Annotated in this window: 20 protein-coding genes; 15 read left to right on the top strand and 5 right to left on the bottom strand. The window is 66.5% G+C overall.

Annotated features, from left to right (window positions below; genetic code table 11):
- Positions 1–43: 43 nt before the first annotated feature.
- The 4 genes from NP80_RS23475 (at position 44) to ftsB (ending at position 4453) form a co-directional block, all read left to right on the top strand.
- Positions 44–1705 (top strand): CTP synthase, encoded by a 1662-nt coding sequence (locus NP80_RS23475; RefSeq protein ID WP_006401937.1) that lies wholly within the window; start codon positions 44–46, stop codon positions 1703–1705.
- Complete coding sequence (gene kdsA / locus NP80_RS23470; protein ID WP_006412164.1) at positions 1702–2556, top strand: 3-deoxy-8-phosphooctulonate synthase; 855 nt, start codon at positions 1702–1704, stop codon at positions 2554–2556. The genes NP80_RS23475 and kdsA overlap by 4 nt, the downstream gene beginning before the upstream one ends.
- Positions 2557–2662: 106 nt before the next feature.
- A complete protein-coding gene (gene eno, locus NP80_RS23465) occupies positions 2663–3946 on the top strand; it encodes a phosphopyruvate hydratase (RefSeq protein WP_006401935.1) in 1284 nt (427 codons plus the stop codon).
- Positions 3947–4027: 81 nt separating this feature from the next.
- Positions 4028–4453 (top strand): cell division protein FtsB, encoded by a 426-nt coding sequence (gene ftsB, locus NP80_RS23460; protein WP_006401934.1) that lies wholly within the window; start codon positions 4028–4030, stop codon positions 4451–4453.
- Between the two features lie 92 nt (positions 4454–4545).
- Here the strand turns inward: ftsB and NP80_RS23455 are convergent, their stop codons facing one another.
- From NP80_RS23455 to NP80_RS23445, 3 genes are all read right to left on the bottom strand, one after another.
- Positions 4546–4893, bottom strand: coding sequence for a hypothetical protein (locus NP80_RS23455; RefSeq protein WP_006401933.1), 348 nt, complete (start codon positions 4891–4893; stop codon positions 4546–4548).
- Positions 4894–5017: 124 nt separating this feature from the next.
- On the bottom strand, positions 5018–5968 hold the full coding sequence (hslO, locus tag NP80_RS23450; protein ID WP_006408187.1) for an Hsp33 family molecular chaperone HslO: 951 nt from the start codon (positions 5966–5968) through the stop codon (positions 5018–5020).
- A gap of 25 nt (positions 5969–5993) precedes the next feature.
- On the bottom strand, positions 5994–6518 hold the full coding sequence (locus NP80_RS23445) for a gamma carbonic anhydrase family protein (RefSeq protein ID WP_006412160.1): 525 nt from the start codon (positions 6516–6518) through the stop codon (positions 5994–5996).
- Between the two features lie 147 nt (positions 6519–6665).
- Between NP80_RS23445 and NP80_RS23440 the strand changes: the two genes are divergently transcribed.
- The 11 genes from NP80_RS23440 to NP80_RS31320 all read left to right on the top strand — a co-directional run bounded on the left by NP80_RS23440 (position 6666) and on the right by NP80_RS31320 (position 16006).
- A complete protein-coding gene (locus NP80_RS23440) occupies positions 6666–7514 on the top strand; it encodes a ferritin-like domain-containing protein (RefSeq protein WP_035948598.1) in 849 nt (282 codons plus the stop codon).
- Between the two features lie 128 nt (positions 7515–7642).
- Positions 7643–8533 carry an alpha/beta fold hydrolase gene (locus NP80_RS23435; protein ID WP_035948603.1) on the top strand — a complete coding sequence of 297 codons (891 nt, stop codon included), beginning with the start codon at positions 7643–7645 and terminating at the stop codon, positions 8531–8533.
- Positions 8534–8660: 127 nt separating this feature from the next.
- A complete protein-coding gene (locus tag NP80_RS23430; protein ID WP_035948606.1) occupies positions 8661–9491 on the top strand; it encodes a 3',5'-nucleoside bisphosphate phosphatase in 831 nt (276 codons plus the stop codon).
- 75 nt (positions 9492–9566) lie between these two features.
- Entirely contained in the window at positions 9567–10199 is a 633-nt protein-coding gene (locus tag NP80_RS23425) for an L-threonylcarbamoyladenylate synthase (protein ID WP_006401927.1), read from the top strand.
- A gap of 48 nt (positions 10200–10247) precedes the next feature.
- Positions 10248–10910, top strand: coding sequence for a site-2 protease family protein (locus NP80_RS23420; protein ID WP_006408191.1), 663 nt, complete (start codon positions 10248–10250; stop codon positions 10908–10910).
- Positions 10911–10918: 8 nt separating this feature from the next.
- The gene (locus NP80_RS23415; RefSeq protein WP_006401925.1) at positions 10919–12121 is read left to right on the top strand and encodes a tryptophan--tRNA ligase; all 1203 of its coding nucleotides are present in this window, start codon (positions 10919–10921) and stop codon (positions 12119–12121) included.
- Between the two features lie 4 nt (positions 12122–12125).
- Positions 12126–12728 carry a class I SAM-dependent methyltransferase gene (locus tag NP80_RS23410; protein WP_006408192.1) on the top strand — a complete coding sequence of 201 codons (603 nt, stop codon included), beginning with the start codon at positions 12126–12128 and terminating at the stop codon, positions 12726–12728.
- 46 nt (positions 12729–12774) lie between these two features.
- Positions 12775–13680: a 4-hydroxy-tetrahydrodipicolinate synthase gene (gene dapA / locus NP80_RS23405; RefSeq protein WP_006401923.1), complete on the top strand. Its 906-nt coding sequence runs from the start codon at positions 12775–12777 to the stop codon at positions 13678–13680.
- A 111-nt stretch (positions 13681–13791) separates the two neighbouring features.
- The gene (bamC, locus tag NP80_RS23400) at positions 13792–14937 is read left to right on the top strand and encodes an outer membrane protein assembly factor BamC (protein WP_006408193.1); all 1146 of its coding nucleotides are present in this window, start codon (positions 13792–13794) and stop codon (positions 14935–14937) included.
- A 4-nt stretch (positions 14938–14941) separates the two neighbouring features.
- Complete coding sequence (locus tag NP80_RS23395) at positions 14942–15718, top strand: MBL fold metallo-hydrolase (protein ID WP_006408194.1); 777 nt, start codon at positions 14942–14944, stop codon at positions 15716–15718.
- A 105-nt stretch (positions 15719–15823) separates the two neighbouring features.
- Entirely contained in the window at positions 15824–16006 is a 183-nt protein-coding gene (locus NP80_RS31320; RefSeq protein WP_006412183.1) for a hypothetical protein, read from the top strand.
- Between the two features lie 20 nt (positions 16007–16026).
- Here the strand turns inward: NP80_RS31320 and NP80_RS31955 are convergent, their stop codons facing one another.
- On the bottom strand, positions 16027–16272 hold the full coding sequence (locus NP80_RS31955; RefSeq protein ID WP_011657350.1) for a hypothetical protein: 246 nt from the start codon (positions 16270–16272) through the stop codon (positions 16027–16029).
- Between the two features lie 50 nt (positions 16273–16322).
- The gene (locus NP80_RS23385; protein ID WP_035488295.1) at positions 16323–17549 is read right to left on the bottom strand and encodes a cupin domain-containing protein; all 1227 of its coding nucleotides are present in this window, start codon (positions 17547–17549) and stop codon (positions 16323–16325) included.
- Positions 17550–17555: the final 6 nt, after the last annotated feature.

Raw genomic sequence — 17555 nt, 5'->3', positions numbered from 1 at the left:
CGGGCTTTACGGTATAATCCGTTTTTCCCGCGAGCATCCAGCGATGACCAAATATGTTTTCGTCACCGGCGGCGTAGTTTCTTCCCTCGGCAAGGGCATTGCCGCCGCCTCTCTCGCCGCGATCCTCGAATCGCGCGGTCTGAAAGTCACCCTCCTCAAACTCGATCCCTACATCAACGTCGACCCCGGCACGATGAGCCCGTTTCAGCACGGCGAAGTGTTCGTGACGGAAGACGGCGCAGAGACGGATCTCGACCTCGGCCACTATGAGCGCTTCATCAGCACGAAGATGCGCAAGGCCAACAACTTCACGACCGGCCAGATCTACGAATCGGTGATCCGCAAGGAGCGCCGCGGCGACTATCTGGGCAAGACCGTGCAGGTCATCCCGCACATCACGAACGAGATCCAGGCGTTCATCGAGCGCGGCGCGGCGTCGGCCACCTGCGGCGAGCCGGACGTCGCGATCGTCGAGATCGGCGGCACGGTCGGCGACATCGAGTCGCTGCCGTTCCTCGAGGCCGCGCGCCAGATGAGCCTGCGCCTCGGCCGCAACAGCGCGTGCTTCGTGCACCTGACGCTCGTGCCGTACATCGCGACGGCCGGCGAACTGAAGACGAAGCCGACGCAGCACAGCGTGCAGAAGCTGCGCGAGATCGGCATCTCGCCGCACGTGCTGCTGTGCCGTGCCGACCGCCGCATCCCCGACGACGAATCGAAGAAGATCTCGCTGTTCTCGAACGTGCCGGAAGACGCGGTGATCTCCGTGTGGGACGTCGACAGCATCTACAAGATTCCGCAGATGCTGCACGACCAGGGCCTCGACCGCATCATCTGCGAGGAACTGAAGCTGTCGCCGAAGGACGCCGACCTCAGCATGTGGTCGGAGCTCGTCGAGAAGCTCGAGAATCCGAAGCACGAAGTGACGATCGGCATGGTCGGCAAGTACGTCGACCTGACCGAGTCGTACAAGTCGCTGATCGAGGCGCTGCGCCATGCGTCGCTGCACACGTCGACGAAGGTCAACATCGAGTACATCGACTCGGAAGAGATCGAGACGAACGGCGTCGACAGCCTCAAGCATCTCGACGCGGTGCTGGTGCCGGGCGGCTTCGGCCGTCGCGGGACCGAAGGCAAGATCGCGGCGATCCGCTATGCGCGCGAAGCGAAGGTGCCGTATCTCGGTATCTGCCTCGGCATGCAGCTCGCGGTGATCGAATTCGCGCGCGACGTCGTCGGCCTGAAGCAGGCGAACAGCACGGAATTCGATCCGGACACGCCGGAACGCGTGGTCGCGCTGATCACCGAGTGGTACGACCGCGAAGGGAAGGTCGAGACGCGCACGGAGGATTCCGATCTCGGCGGCACGATGCGTCTCGGCTCGCAGCGCTGCCCGATCAAGCCCGGCACGCTCGCGGAAGAGATTTACGGCAAGGACGTGAACGAGCGTCACCGCCACCGTTATGAAGTCAATAACCGCTTCGTGCCCCAGCTCGAAAGCGGCGGCCTTATCATCAGCGCGCGTACCCCGAGCGAGGATCTGCCGGAAATGATGGAACTGCCGCGTTCGATGCACCCGTGGTTCGTCGGCGTACAGTTCCACCCGGAATTCACGTCGACGCCGCGTGACGGTCACCCCCTGTTCAAGTCGTTCGTCGAAGCCGCGCTCGCCAACAAGGAAGCGCGCGCCGGAGTGCAAGCATGAAGCTCTGCGATTTCGAGGTCGGTCTCGACAAGCCTTTCTTCCTGATCGCGGGTACCTGCGTCGTCGAATCGGAGCAAATGACGATCGACACCGCCGGCCGGCTGAAGGAGATCTGCGGGAAGCTGAACATTCCGTTCATCTACAAATCGTCGTACGACAAGGCGAACCGCAGTTCGGGCAAGTCGTTTCGCGGCCTCGGAATGGACGAGGGGCTGCGGATCCTGTCCGAGGTGAAGCGTCAGCTCGGGCTGCCGGTGCTGACCGACGTGCATTCGATCGACGAGATCGAGCAGGTCGCGTCGGTCGTCGACGTGCTGCAGACGCCCGCGTTCCTGTGCCGCCAGACGGACTTCATCCACGCGTGCGCGCGCTCGGGCAAGCCGGTCAACATCAAGAAAGGCCAGTTTCTCGCGCCGCACGACATGAAGAACGTGATCGACAAGGCGCGCGATGCCGCGCGTGAGGCCGGTCTCTCGGAAGACCGCTTCATGGCGTGCGAGCGCGGCGTCTCGTTCGGCTACAACAACCTCGTGTCCGACATGCGCTCGCTCGCGATCATGCGCGAGACGAACGCGCCGGTCGTGTTCGACGCGACGCACTCGGTGCAGTTGCCGGGCGGGCAGGGGACGAGCTCGGGCGGCCAGCGCGAGTTCGTGCCGGTGCTCGCACGGGCGGCGGTCGCGACCGGCGTCGCGGGGCTGTTCATGGAAACGCATCCGAATCCGGCCGAAGCGAAGTCGGACGGTCCTAACGCAGTGCCGCTGAACCGGATGAGCGCGCTGCTCGAAACGCTCGTCACGCTCGACCAGGCGGTGAAGCGCGGTCCGTTCCTGGAAAACGATTTCAATTAAAGACCGAATGAACCTTGCGGCGGCTTCGGGCGTCAGTAGCGAAAGCAGTCCCGGCGCGCAGGCCGTCGCAGCTTGAAGAATCCATCGTCATTCTCAGAGGAAACCCATGAGTGCAATCGTAGATATCATCGGCCGCGAGATTCTGGATTCGCGCGGCAACCCCACCGTCGAATGCGACGTGCTGCTCGAATCGGGCACGATGGGCCGCGCGGCGGTGCCGTCGGGCGCGTCCACCGGCTCGCGCGAAGCGATCGAACTGCGTGACGGCGAAGCCGGCCGCTACAACGGCAAGGGCGTGCTGAAGGCCGTCGAGCACATCAACACGGAAATCTCCGAAGCCATCATGGGCCTCGACGCGTCGGAACAGGCGTTCCTCGACAAGACGCTGCTCGAGCTGGACGGTACCGACAACAAGTCGCGCCTCGGCGCGAACGCGATGCTGGCCGTGTCGATGGCCGTCGCGAAGGCGGCGGCCGAGGAAGCCGGCCTGCCGCTGTACCGCTACTTCGGCGGCTCGGGCGCGATGCAGCTGCCGGTCCCGATGATGAACATCGTCAACGGCGGCGCGCACGCGAACAATAGCCTGGACATCCAGGAATTCATGATCGTCCCGGTCAGCCAGCCGACGTTCCGCGAAGCGCTGCGCTGCGGCGCCGAAGTGTTCCACGCGCTGAAGAAGATCCTGAGCGACCGCGGCATGAGCACCGCCGTGGGCGACGAAGGCGGCTTCGCGCCGAACTTCGGCAGCAACGACGAGTGCCTGTCGACGATCCTGCAGGCGATCGAGAAGGCCGGCTATCGCGCGGGCGAAGACGTGCTGCTCGCGCTCGACTGCGCGGCATCCGAGTTCTATCACGACGGCAAGTACCAGCTCGCGGGCGAAGGCCTGCAGCTGTCGTCGGCCGAATTCACCGACTACCTCTCGACGCTCGCCGACAAGTTCCCGATCGTGTCGATCGAAGACGGCATGCACGAAAGCGACTGGGACGGCTGGAAGCTGCTGACCGATCGCCTCGGCAAGAAGGTTCAGCTCGTCGGCGACGATCTGTTCGTCACGAACACGCGAATCCTGAAGGAAGGCATCGAGAAGGGCATCGCGAACTCGATCCTGATCAAGATCAACCAGATCGGTACGCTGACCGAAACGTTCGCAGCGATCGAGATGGCCAAGCGCGCGAGCTACACGGCCGTGATCTCGCACCGCTCGGGCGAAACGGAAGATTCGACGATCGCCGACATCGCGGTCGGCCTGAACGCCGGTCAGATCAAGACGGGTTCGCTGTCGCGCAGCGACCGCATCTCGAAGTACAACCAGCTGCTGCGCATCGAGGAAGATCTCGGCGACATCGCGAGCTACCCGGGCAAATCGGCTTTCTATAACCTGCGCTAACGCGCTACTATCGGGTTCGTCATCTCGACGCCGCTCTGTGCCGACGCGCGGAGCGGCGCTTCTTATATCTGCGTCTTCTACATGCGGCTTGTCACTGTCGTCCTGATTGTCCTGCTGGCGCTCATTCAGTACCCCCTATGGTGGGGACACGGCGGCTGGCTGCGGGTGCACGAGTTGCGTCAGCAACTTGACGACCAGCTTCAGAAGAATGCGGACGAGAAGCTGCGCAACGAGCGCATCGCAGGCGAAGTGCAGGATCTGCAGAGCGGCACGGCCGCCATCGAGGAGCGCGCGCGTTACGAGATGGGGATGGTGAAGGACGGCGAAGTGTTCGTGCAGTTCGTGTCGCCGAATGCGCCGCCCGCGCCGGTCAGCAACACGCCGTCGAATACGTCGACGCGCGGCGTCGTCTCGGCGGCGCCGGTGCGCGTGGTCCCGAACCCGCAGTCGATCGCGAAGCCGTCGCGGCATCACGGCGGCGACAAGGGTAAGGCCGCGCATCATTGAGTGCGCATGAGCCGATCCATTGAAAAAGCGCGGGAAATGCCGCGCTTTTTTATTTCCTGCCGAGTGTCAATCGGCGGCGATTCCGGTGGGCGTTACCACCACCAGCCCGGATAGCCGTAGCTGATGCCGGTTCCCCAGCGATTGCCCCATCCGCCGTAATACCCGCCGTACACCGTGACGGGCGGCGCCGCATAGTACGACCACGCGCGGGCGGCGGCCTCGGCTGCCATCGCGTTGTTCTGGTCGCGCAGCACCTGCTTGTCGATTTCGTCGTAGCGCTTGCGCTCGGCGGCCGACAGCACGGGCGGCTGCCCCGACGATGCGCCCGGCTCCGGCAGCCGGCTCAGGATCGTGGACGACGGCTGCACTGCGCAGCCGGCAACGGCGAGCGTGCCGGCGGCGGCGCTCGTCAGGACGAAGAGGCGAAACGGGCGGTTCATGCGATTCTCCTGCAGCGCGCCGCCGGCGGGAAACGATCGGCGCCGCGGGCCGAGGCCCGGGCGCCTGACCGCAGTGCGGCGCTCTCGTGCGTCATTATGCGCCCGCGCGGTGCGGGCGCGCGCTTCAGTGACGCTGCTCGGCGGCGGGCGTGATGCCGCTCGCGAGTTCGGGTGCCGCGAACAGCTGCGCGACGTCGACCGGATCGAATTCGTAGCGCTGGTTGCAGAACTCGCAGTGGATCTCGACGTGACCGCGTTCGGCGATGACGCTGTCGACTTCGTCGCGGCCGAGCATGCGCAGCATCGCGCCGACCTTCTCGCGCGAGCAGGTGCACTGGAAGCGCGTGCCGGCCGGCTCGAAGTGCTGGACGTTTTCCTGCCAGAAGAGCCGGCGGAACACGACCTCGGGCTCGACCTCGAGCAGCTCCTTCGCGGACAGCGTGCCGCCGAGCGTGCACACGCGTTCCCACGTGTCGATGTCCGTCTCCGCGTTGCGCGGCACGATGCCGCCGTCGCCGGGCAGCTTCTGCAGCAGCATCCCGACCGCGCGATCGCGGTCGGCCGCGAGCCACAGCCGCGTGTCGAGCTGCTCCGAGTGGTGCATGTAGTGTTCGAGCACCTGCGACACCGATTCGAGCGGGCCGTCGGCGCCGTTCAGCGGCACGATGCCCTGATACGGCTGCTGACCCGGCTGCTTGTCGGCCGGATCGAGCGTGATCACGCAGCGGCCGTGGCCGCTCGCATTGACGAGCGTTGCGAAGGTCGCATCGTCGCCGATCGTTTGCGCGGCGTCGCCCGAGAATTTGGCGGTGGCGCGCATCGACAGATCCGAACTGCACTGGACGACCAGCATCTTCACCGGCCCGTCGCCGAAGATCTGCATGATGAGGGTGCCGTTGAACTTCAGGTTCGCGGACAGCAACGCGCACGCGGCCATCATCTCGCCGAGTACGGTGCGCACCGGGGCAGGATAGTCGCGCCGCGCGAGCACTTCGTGCCACGTGTTGCGCAGCGAAACGATCTCGCCGCGCACGGGCGCTGCGTTGAACATGAATTTCTGTAACTGGTCGCTCACTCTTGTTCCTTGAAATCCGTGCCGATCAGCCGATCCGCACGAGTTGCTCCTTGAAATGCGCACGCCGCTCGACATACGTCTTCGCGTTCGCGCGCAGCCGCGCAATGTCGTCTGCCGACAGCTCGCGCACGACTTTCGCCGGTGCGCCGAGAATCAGCGAGTTGTCCGGGAACGTCTTGCCTTCCGTCACCACGGCGCCGGCGCCGACCAGACAGTTGCGGCCGATCACCGCTCCATTCAAGACCACCGCCTGAATTCCGATCAGCGAACCTTCGCCGATCGTGCAGCCGTGCAGCATCGCCTGGTGGCCGATCGTCACGTTTTCGGCGATCGTCAGCGGATAGCCGGGGTCGGTATGCAGCACCGCACCCTCCTGCACGTTGCTGCCCGCGCCGACCGTGATCGTCTCGTTGTCGCCGCGAATCGTCGCGCCGAACCACACGCTCGCGTTTTCCTCGAGCACGACTTTGCCGATGATGGCCGCCGTATCGGCGACGAACACGCTTTCGTGGATCGTCGGGGCCGTATCGCCCAGCTTGTAGATCGTCACGGAGTCTCCTTGTCTCTTCGATGATGGGCGCCGGTAGAATGGCGCGTCTGCGCGGTGCGCCGGTCGCGCCGCAGCGAAAGTCCGTATTGTAAACCGTCGCGTGTGCGCGCTCGCGCGCGCGGCGCGACAGTGTCCCCGTTTTCGAACATGGCGTCTTCTTTTCCCGATGCGACGCAATGCGTGCGCCGCGCCGCGCTCGCCGCGCTGCGTGAATCCGCGCCCGCCGCGAAGGCCGAGCGCGTGCGTGCGCTGTACGACGCGCTCCAGGCCGGGCAGGCCGCGATCGCATCGTCGCTCGCGCTGCCCGAACCGGCCGATCTGCCCGGACGTCCGGCGCGTCCGCCGCTCGTCGAGCCGCGCCAGCTCGAGCGGCGCAGCATGCGCTCGCCCGAAGGGCGCGCGGTGCTGCTGCATGCGCTCGCGCATATCGAATTCAATGCGATCAACCTCGCGCTCGACGCAGTCTGGCGCTTCGCGGGCCAGCTGGACGCGTTCTATGCGGACTGGCTGAAAGTGGCGGCCGAGGAGGCCTATCACTTCACGCTGCTGGCCGATCGGCTCGCGGCATTCGGCCATGCGTACGGCGATTTTCCGGCGCACAACGGCCTGTGGGAGATGTGCGAACGGACCAAGGACGACGTGCTCGCACGCATGGCGCTCGTGCCGCGTACGCTCGAAGCGCGCGGCCTCGACGCGTCGCCGCCGATCCGCGCACGGCTCGCGCAGGCGGGCGATCACGCATCGGCCGCGATTCTCGACGTGATCCTGCGCGACGAGATCGGGCATGTCGCGATCGGCAATCGCTGGTTCCGTCACCTGTGCGCGGCCGCCGGGCGCGATCCGGTGCCGACTTACCGGCTGCTGGCCGAGCAGTACCGCGCGCCGCGGCTGCGCGGCCCGTTCAACTTCGACGCGCGCCGCAGCGCGGGCTTCGAGCCGGCCGAACTGGACGAGTTGGCCGCGCAGGACGCCGCGGCCGGGCCGGCGGGCGAGTAGCGCGGCCGCGCGTCGTTCTCGTCAGGCTAGAGAAGTGCCTCGACACGCGCGCGGAACGCCGTGCCCCGGCGCGTGCCGGCCTCCGCGATCGCTATAATCGAACGATCATTCTTTTTTTGGCGGCCGCAATGAATGCCTCGAGTTCCGTTTCCGATTTCGTTACCGTGCGCGGCGTCCGGCTGCATGTGCGGCGCTGGGGCCGGCCCGATGCGCCGACGCTGTTCATGCTGCACGGCTGGATGGATGTCTCCGCTTCGTTCCAGTTCGTCGTCGATGCGCTTGCGGGCGACTGGCAGGTGATCGCACCGGACGCGCGCGGCTTCGGGCTGTCGGACTGGCCGGTCGCGCGGCAGGGCGGCGGTCACTACTGGTTCCACGACTATCTGGCCGACCTCGACGCGCTCGTCGACCACTATGCGCCGACCGGCGCCGTGAACCTGGTCGGCCACAGCATGGGCGCGAACGTCGTGTGTCTCTATGCGGGCGCGCGTCCCGAGCGCGTGCGGCGCGTCGTCGATCTCGAAGGCTTCGGGCTCGCGCCCGCGCGCGCCGAGCAGGCGCCGCGCCGGCTGCGCGGCTGGCTCGACGAACTGCGCGAGCCGCCGGCGCTGCGCGCGTACGCGTCGCTCGACGAGGTTGCCGCGCGACTGATCAAGACCAATCCGCGTCTCGCACCGGCACGCGCGGCGTTTCTCGCCGCGCATTGGTCGAAGCGCGGCGACGACGGCCTCTACCATCTGCTCGCCGATCCCGCGCACAAGCTGCCGGGGCCGTTGCTGTACCGGCTCGACGAGGTGATGGCGATTTGGGCGAAGGTCAGCGCGAAGGTGCTGCACGTCGAGGCCGTCAATTCGCCGACGCTTGCGCAGCTTGCCGGCGACATCCCGCTGCCCGAGTTCAAGGCGCGTTTCCGCGCATTCCCGGACTGGCGCGAGAAACTGGTCGAGGATGCGGGCCACATGGTGCATCACGACCAGCCCGAGCAGATTGCGGCGCTGATCGAGGCGTTCTGCGCGTAGCGGCGCGGCCGGCAGGCGGCGTGACGGCCGAGCCGGCGCGCGCAGAGGCGGGCGGACAGGCGCGCCGACAGGCGGGCGGCGCAATGCCGCATTGCAGTAGAATGAAGCTTCACCTGCCATGCCGACAATGAACGCCGATCTCCACTGCCATTCCAATGTTTCCGACGGGCTGCTGTCGCCCGCCGACGTCGCGCGCCGCGCGTACGACGGCGGCGTGACGCTCTGGGCGCTCACCGATCATGACGAGGTCGGCGGCCAGGCGGCGGCGCGCGCCGAAGCCGAAGCGCTGGGCATGCGCTACCTGAGCGGCGTCGAGATTTCGGTCACGTGGGCGTCGCGTACCGTGCACATCGTCGGCCTGAACATCGATCCGGAGAACGCGGCGCTCGTCGACGGGCTGTTCCGCACGCGCCACGGCCGCGCGGCGCGCGCGCAGGCGATCGGCGCACAGCTTGCGACGCTCGGCATCCCGGGCGCGTACGACGGCGCGCTGAAGTACGTGTCCAACCCGGACCTGATCTCGCGCACGCACTTCGCGCGCTTTCTCGTCGAGAACGGCTACGCGGAATCGACGGCCGACGTGTTCGACCGCCTGCTCGGCGACGGCAAGCCGGGCTTCGTCCCGCACCGCTGGGCGACGCTGTCGGACGCCGTGCAATGGATTCGCGGCGCGGGCGGCGAGGCGATCGTCGCGCACCCGGGCCGCTACCGCTATACGCCGGTCGAATTCGACGCGTTTTTCGGCGAATTCATCGATCTCGGCGGCCGCGCGATCGAAGTCGTGACGGGCAGCCACACGCCGGATCAGTATCGCGAATACGCCGATGTGGCGCGCCGCTTCGGTTTCGAAGCGTCGCGCGGGTCGGACTTTCACGCGCCCGGCGAGGGCCGCGTCGAGCTCGGCGGCCTGCCGCCGCTGCCGTCCGATCTCAAACCGGTCTGGGCACGCTGGCTCTGATGCGCCGCCGCGGCACGCGGCCGTGCGTGCCGCGGCCCGTGCCGGCGTCCGAACTCCTTCTCTTTACGTGCTCCCATGTCCCAGTTCTTCAGGATTCATCCGGATAATCCGCAGCCGCGCCTGATCAAGCAGGCGGTGGAGATCGTCAACAAGGGCGGCGTGGTCGCGATGCCGACCGATTCGAGCTATGCGCTCGCGTGCCACCTCGACGACAAGGACGCGGTCGAGCGCGTGCGCCGCATTCGCGGCCTCGACGAAAAGCAGCATTTGTCGCTGCTCGTGCGCGATCTGTCGGAGCTCGCGAACTTCGCGATGGTCGACAATCGCCAGTACCGGCAGATCAAGTCGGTCACGCCGGGGCCGTACGTGTTCATCCTGCAGGCGACGAAGGAAGTGCCGCGCCGGCTGTCGCACCCGTCGCGCAAGACGATCGGGCTGCGCGTGCCCGATCACGCGATCACGCTCGCGCTGCTGGAATCGCTCGGCCAGCCGCTGCTCGGCACGACGCTGATCCTGCCGCCGGACGACGAGCCGCTCAACGATCCCGAGGACATCCGCGCGCGGCTCGAAAAGCAGGTCGATCTCGTGATCGACGGCGGCGCGTGTCCGCGCGAACCGTCGACGGTGATCGACCTGACCGGCGACGTGCCGCAACTCGTGCGCGCAGGGCGCGGCGCACTCGAGCCGTTCGGGCTCACCGCGCCGTAAGCGCGCCGTTTCATTTTTGCGCGGAGGCGCTTGTTACAATAACGCGATATGGATGCTTCCCTGATACAGACCATCGCCGTCTACGCGCTGCCCGTGATCTTCGCGATCACGCTGCACGAGGCGGCGCACGGCTATGCCGCCCGCCTGCTCGGCGACAACACCGCCTACATGATGGGGCGCGTGTCGTTCAATCCGATGCGGCACATCGATCCGCTCGGCACGATCGCCATTCCGCTCGCGATGTATTTCCTGACCGGCGGCATGTTCCTGTTCGGCTATGCGAAGCCGGTGCCCGTCGCCTTCCGCAACCTGCGCGATCCGCGCTGGGGCAGCCTGTGGGTGTCGCTCGCGGGCCCGGCGTGCAACTTCGTGCAGGCGCTGGCGTGGGGCGTGATCGGCGTCCTGCTGCGCGCGGCGGGCGTCGACGAGCCGTTTTTCACGCGGATGGCGTTCGCCGGCGTCAGCGCGAACCTCGTGCTCGGCGTGCTGAACCTGTTTCCGCTGCCGCCGCTCGACGGCGGCCGCATCCTCGCGGCGCTGCTGCCGCCGAAACAATCGATCGCGCTGTCGCGTATCGAGCCGTACGGTTTCATCATCGTCCTCGTGCTGGTTGCGACGGGCGTGCTGACGAATTTCTGGCTGCGTCCGCTCGTCAACGTCGGCGCGGACGTCCTGAACGCCATCCTGACTCCTTTGGCCTTGCTTTTCTAACGACAATCATGTTCCCAGATCGTATCTTCTCCGGCATGCGACCCACCGGGTCGCTGCACCTCGGCCATTACCACGGCGTGCTGAAAAACTGGGTGAAACTGCAGTCCGAGTACCCGTGTTTCTTCTGCGTCGTCGACTGGCATGCGCTGACGACGCACTACGAGACGCCCGAGGTCATCGAGAAGAACGTATGGGACGTGCTGATCGACTGGCTCGCCGCCGGCATCGATCCCGCGCAGGCGACGCTGTTCATCCAGAGCAAGGTGCCCGAGCACGCGGAACTCGCGCTGCTGCTCGGCATGAGCACGCCGCTCGGCTGGCTCGAACGCGTGCCGACCTACAAGGAACAGATCGAGAAGCTGAAGGACAAGGATCTGTCGACCTATGGCTTCCTCGGCTACCCGGTGCTGATGGCCGCCGACATCCTGCTGTACCGCGGCTCGCTCGTGCCGGTCGGCGAGGACCAGGTGCCGCACGTCGAGATGACACGCGAGATCGCACGCCGCTTCAACTATCTGTACGGCCGCGAGCCGGGCTTCGAGGAGAAGGCGCTCGAAGCCGCGAAGAAGCTCGGCGGCAAGCGCGCCAAGCTCTACCACGAGCTGCGCAACGCGTATCAGCAGGAAGGCGACGACGAGGCGCTCGAACAGGCGCGGGCGATGCTGCAGGAATCGCAGAGCCTGTCGATGAGCGATCGCGAGCGCCTGTTCGGCTATCTGGAAGGTGCGCGCAAGATCATCCTCGTCGAGCCGCAGGCACTGCTGACGGAAGCGTCGCGGATGCCGGGCCTCGACGGGCAGAAGATGTCGAAGTCGTACGGCAACACGATCGGCCTGCGCGAAGACGCCGAGACGATCACGAAGAAGGTCCGGACGATGCCGACCGATCCGGCGCGCGTGCGCCGCAGCGATCCGGGCGATCCCGACAAGTGCCCGGTGTGGCAGCTGCACCAGGTCTATACCGACGAAGCGACGCACGAGTGGGTGCAGAAGGGCTGCCGTTCGGCCGGCATCGGCTGTCTCGACTGCAAGCAGCCCGTGATCGAAGGCATCCTGCGCGAGCAGCAGCCGATGCTCGAGCGCGCGCAGAAATACATGGACGATCCGTCGCTGCTGCGCGCCATCGTCGCGGACGGCTGCGACAAGGCGCGCAAGCACGCGACCGAAACGATGCGCGACGTGCGCGACGCGATGGGTCTGTCGTACACCTGATCGCATGCGTGAACCGATCCTTGCCGCCGCGGGCGGTCATGTCGCCCACACCGAGCCGTCGCGCTGGGTCGTGCGCTGGTCGGCGCTCGTGCGCGCGCACGGCGCGGTACTCGACGTCGCGGCGGGTGGCGGCCGCCATGCGCGCTGGTTTGCGTCGCGCGGGCATCCGGTCGTCGCGCTCGACCGCGATCCGGCGGCGCTCTCCGTCTTGGGCGCAATTCCCGGCGTCGATGCGCGCGATGCCGATCTCGAAGGCGCGCCATGGCCCTTGCCGGCCGATGCGCGGTTCGCGGCCGTCGTCGTCACGCATTATCTGCATCGTCCGCTCTGGCCCCATCTGCTCGACGCGCTCGAGCCGGGCGGCGTTTTGATCTACGAAACGTTCGCGCGCGGAAACGAAACGGTCGGCAAACCGTCCAACCCCGCGTTCCTGCTTGCGCCGGGCGAGCTGCTGGACGCCGTGCGCGGCCATCTACGGGTGGTCGCGTACGAAGACGGTTTCGTCGCGGCGCCGCGCGAAGCGTTCGTTCAGCGCATCTGCGCGGTGCGCGAGGACGCGACCCCGAAGGCGGGGGCGGGAATTCCACGTTACGGACTGCCCGGCTAATCCGCTACAATCTCAACGTTTACCGGTACACAATCAATCGCGTTTCATGGCTAACGGCACCCAAGACGGCATTCAAATCCGCGGCAGCATCCCCGCGATCGTCACCCCGATGCTCGAAGACGGCAGTCTCGACCTGCCGGCATTTCGCAAACTGATCGACTGGCATATCGAAGAAGGTACCGATGCGCTGGTCGTGGTCGGCACGAGCGGCGAATCCGCGACGCTCAACGTCGAAGAGCACATCCTGATGATCCGCACGGCCGTCGAGCACGCGGCCAAACGCATTCCGATCATCGCGGGCGCGGGCGGCAATTCGACCGCCGAAGCGATCGAGCTGACGAAGCACGCGAAGGCGGTCGGCGCCGATGCGACGCTGCAGGTCGTGCCGTACTACAACAAGCCGACGCAGGAAGGGATGTACCGGCATTTCCGCACGATCGCGGAAGCGGTCGACCTGCCGGTGATTCTCTACAACGTGCCGGGCCGGACGGTGGCCGACATGTCGAACGAAACGATGCTGCGCCTCGCGCAGGTGCCGGGGATCGTCGGCGTGAAGGAAGCGACCGGCAACATCGATCGTGCGGCGCAGCTGATCAAGGCCGCGCCGAAGCATTTCGCGATCTACAGCGGCGACGATCCGACCGCGATCGCGCTGATGCTGCTCGGCGGCCACGGCAACATCTCGGTGACGGCGAACGTCGCGCCGCGCGCGATGAGCGCGCTGTGCCGCGCCGCGCTGGCCGGCGACGTGCAAACTGCGCGCGAGCTGCACATGAAGCTGCTGTCGCTGCACAAGAATCTGTTCATCGAGGCGAACCCGATTCCGGTGAAGTGGGCGCTGCATGCGATGGGCAAGATGCAGGGCGGCATCCGTCTGCCGCTCACGGCGCTCGACGAGCGCTGCCACGATGCCGTGCGTTCGGCACTCGTCGAGGCGGGCGTTCTCGCCTGACACGGAGGCGGCCGCGTCCTGCGGCCGCCGGCTCGACCCCTGATCAACCCGCACCGGCCGGCTCCGTCCGGCGCCGCTCCTGACGAGCGTTCTAGCAAGACGAAGGATTTCATGAAACGTTTCGCCATTTCCTCTCGCGCCATCCAGATGTCGGTGATGGTGCTTGCGCTGGGCGCGCTCGCCGGCTGCGATACGCTGAACGACTACCTGGCTCCCGACCGGGTCAACTACAAGAACACGGGTTCGGCGCCGCCGCTCGCGGTGCCGAGCGACCTGAAGCCGGTGCCGACCACACAGCAGTTCGTCGCGCCGCCGACCAACGCCGGGCTCGGCACGCTGCCGCCGCGCGCCACCACCGCGGCGGGCAACGCGACGGACGGCATTCCGAACGCGCAGGATCCGCTCGGCATGCACATCGAGCGCGACGGCGACCGCCGCTGGCTCGTCGTCGACGGCCGCACGCCGGAGCAGCTGTGGCCGATCCTGAAGGAGTTCTGGCAGGAGAACGGCTTCTCGCTGAAGACCGACGCGCCGTCGACCGGCATCATGGTCACCGACTGGGCCGAGAACCGCGCGAACATTCCCGACGACTGGTTCCGCCGCACGATCGGCAAGGTGATCGACTTCGCGTACTCGTCCGGCACGCGCGACCGCTTCCGCACACTGGTGAGCCGTACGTCGGGCGGCAACACCGACATCTCGATCACGCACAGCGCGATGGAGGAAATGATGGTCGGGCCGCAGGGCGGCACGTCGTCGCGCTGGGAAGAGCGTCCGCGTAACCCCGTGCTCGAAGCGGTGTTCCTGACGAAGCTGATGCAGAAGTTCGGGCTGACCGATGCGCAGGCGAAGCAGCTGCTGACCGATGCGCGTCCGGCCACCGCGCCCGCGCAAGTGGCCGACACGAGCGACGGCGCGGCGACGCTGCAACTGGCGGAATCGTTCGATCGTGCGTGGCTGCGCGTCGGCCTCGCGCTCGACCGGACGAACTTCACGGTCGACAACCGCGACCGCGAGAAGGGCATGTACACGGTCCGTTACGCGAACTCGATGGAAGAGCTCAAGCGCGACGGCCTGTTCGGCAAGCTGTTCTACGGCGGCCCGTCGGCCGCGAAGCCGGGCAGGGAGTTCCTGGTCAACGTGCGCGCGCAGGGCAACGGCGGCACGCAGGTCGCGGTCGTCGATGCGAACGGCCAGGTCGACAACTCGTCGGATGCGAAGCGAATCATTTCGCTGCTCCACGCGCAGCTGAACTGAGCGCGTGCGATTCGCCAGCCTGGGAAGCGGCAGCGAAGGCAACGCGCTGGTCGTCGAGGCCACGAGCGGCACGACGACCACGCGCGTGCTGCTCGACTGCGGCTTTTCCGCAAAAGAGGTCGAGCGCCGGCTCGGCCGCCTGAATCTCTGCGTCGACGATCTCGACGCGATCCTCGTCACCCACGAACATAGCGACCATGTCGGCAGCGCACTGACGCTCGCGCGGCGCGCATCGCTGCCGCTCTACATGAGCTGGGGCACTGCGCGCGCGGCGGGGGCGGACGAAGCCGACGTCGATCTGCGCGTGCTGTGGGGCGACGAAACGGCCGCGATCGGCGATCTGGCTGTGATGCCCTATACGGTGCCGCACGACGCGCGCGAACCGCTTCAATTCGTGTTCATGGACGGTTGCCGACGGCTCGGCGTGCTGACCGATGTCGGCATGGCGACGCCGCACATCACGGCCGTGCTGAGCGGCTGCGACGCGCTGGTGCTCGAATCCAACCACGACACCGCGATGCTCGCCGCGAGCCGCTATCCGCAGTCGCTGAAGGCGCGAATCGGCGGCACGCACGGGCACTTGAGCAACGACGCGGCAGCGGGCATTCTGGCGTCGCTGGAACGCAGCCGTCTGCAGCATCTCGTTGCGGCTCACCTCAGTCAGCAGAACAACCGGCCGGAACTCGCGCGCGCGGCGCTGGCCGACGTGCTCGGCACGGACGGCGACGACGTGGTCGTCGCGACGCAGGAGGCCGGCTTCGACTGGCTCATGCTCGGCTGAACCTGCGCAGGAGCAGGGTGGGGCGCCGCAGCACGTGGTCCGAGCGCGATTGCAAAAACGACGGACACAAAAAAACCGGCCCTCGGGCCGGTTTTTTTTCAGCTGATGCTGACGCTTACTGGCTTGCGCCCGAAGCCGGAGCAGCCGTCTCTGCCGAAGCAGCCGACGCCACAGCAGCAGCTGCATCGCTCGCAGCAGCGCTCGCCGACGAAGCAGCAGCAGCTGCATCGCTCGCAGCACCGGCAACTGCCGAAGCAGCCGACGAAGCGGCAGCAGCAGCGTCGCTAGCAGCCGACGAAGCGCTTTGGTCAGCGCTCTTGTTGCAAGCAGCCAGTGCAACAGCAGCCAACAGGGAAGCTACGAGGAGGGATTTCTTCATGATCACGTCCTTTTATGGTTAAAGGTAAGCAACAGCGCGAAACAATACCGGTAATGTGCTCCAACACCGACCTGGGCCGCTGGTGGAGACGCACTTCTAGAGCGTGAATCTTCCCTACGGCTTGGGCGGAAATTATATGCACTTTCCTATCGACCGTCGACAAATGCGGGGTCAATACGTTGTCTTTCCCATACAAAATTTGATTCATATGGGCGAACAGTTCGGCTACCACTCATTCCGGTTTCCGACCCGTATCCAGCCCGCACGATACCACTCGTGCAGCAGGGCTGTCATGGAGGGAACCCGGGATAGTGTTACAAACCGTTTCGCCTCCATCTGGCGCTGATTTGCCAGCTCGGGCAGCCATTCTCCGGCCTCCTCGAGCGGTCCTTCCTCGCCGTTGATGAAGTACGAGCGCGCGTTATACAACAATGCAGCGCGTCTGTCGAGACGGATGCCGCGGCGTGATGCCTGCGCAACGAATGCGGCTTCGGACAATGGCCGTGCCGGCGGCTCGAACACCACGTTCGACTTCGGTTCGCTCAGGTAGCAGCCCAGAAATTCCGCGACGTCGCGCTTGCGCCAGCGAATCGCATCGACGATCTCGGCGACGCGCGCGACCATCGCCGGCGGCAGTTCGGCCGGCGCGGCGACCGCAGGCTGCTTCGGGTCGCGGTAGAGGTCGTCGGCGCCGCTGTCGCGAAGGCCGCCGCGCTCCGCCAGGTAATACAGGAACTGCGCGCCCAGTTCGCCGGCGGACGGCGCGCGAAAGCCGATCGAGCAGGTCATGCATTCGCCTTCGGCGACGCCGTCGTGCGCGATATGCGGCGGCAGATAGAGCATGTCGCCCGGCTCCAGCACCCATTCGTCGGTCGGCTCGAAGTTCGCGAGAATCTTCAGCGGCACGCCGGGCTGCAGCGACAGGTCCTGCTGCGCGCCGATGCGCCAGCGCCGCCGGCCCTCGACCTGCAGCAGGAATACATCATACGAATCGAAGTGCGGGCCGACACCGCCGCCGTTCGTCGCGTAGGAGATCATCAGGTCGTCGAGACGCGCGTCGGGGATGAAGCGGAACCGGTCGAGGAGCGCGCGCGCCGCGTCGACGTGCAGGTCGAGCCCCTGCACGAGCAGCGTCCAGGCATCGCGCGTCACGGCCGGCAGCGAGCCCGGCTCGAACGGACCGTGCGCCAGTTGCCACTTGTTACGAAAATGGGTGATCAGTCGCGATTCGGCGTCATAGTCTGCAGCTAGGTCGAACAGTGCGTCGCGCGTGACGGGCGGCTTTACGCCGGGCATCGCCTGGCGGATCAGCAGCGGCTTTTTCTGCCAGTAGCGGCGCATGAATTGCGCCGGGGTGAGACCGCCGAGCAGCGGAGTGGGAAGATCGGGGGGCGGCGCGCCGAGCGGCGCGGCAGCGGCGTTCCGCGGTTCGGCTTGAGACCGGTTGCGCATCGTATA

Source organism: Burkholderia multivorans ATCC BAA-247 (genome assembly GCF_000959525.1).
GTDB classification, from domain to species: Bacteria; Pseudomonadota; Gammaproteobacteria; order Burkholderiales; family Burkholderiaceae; genus Burkholderia; species Burkholderia multivorans.
This window is presented reverse-complemented; position numbering and strand designations above follow the sequence as displayed.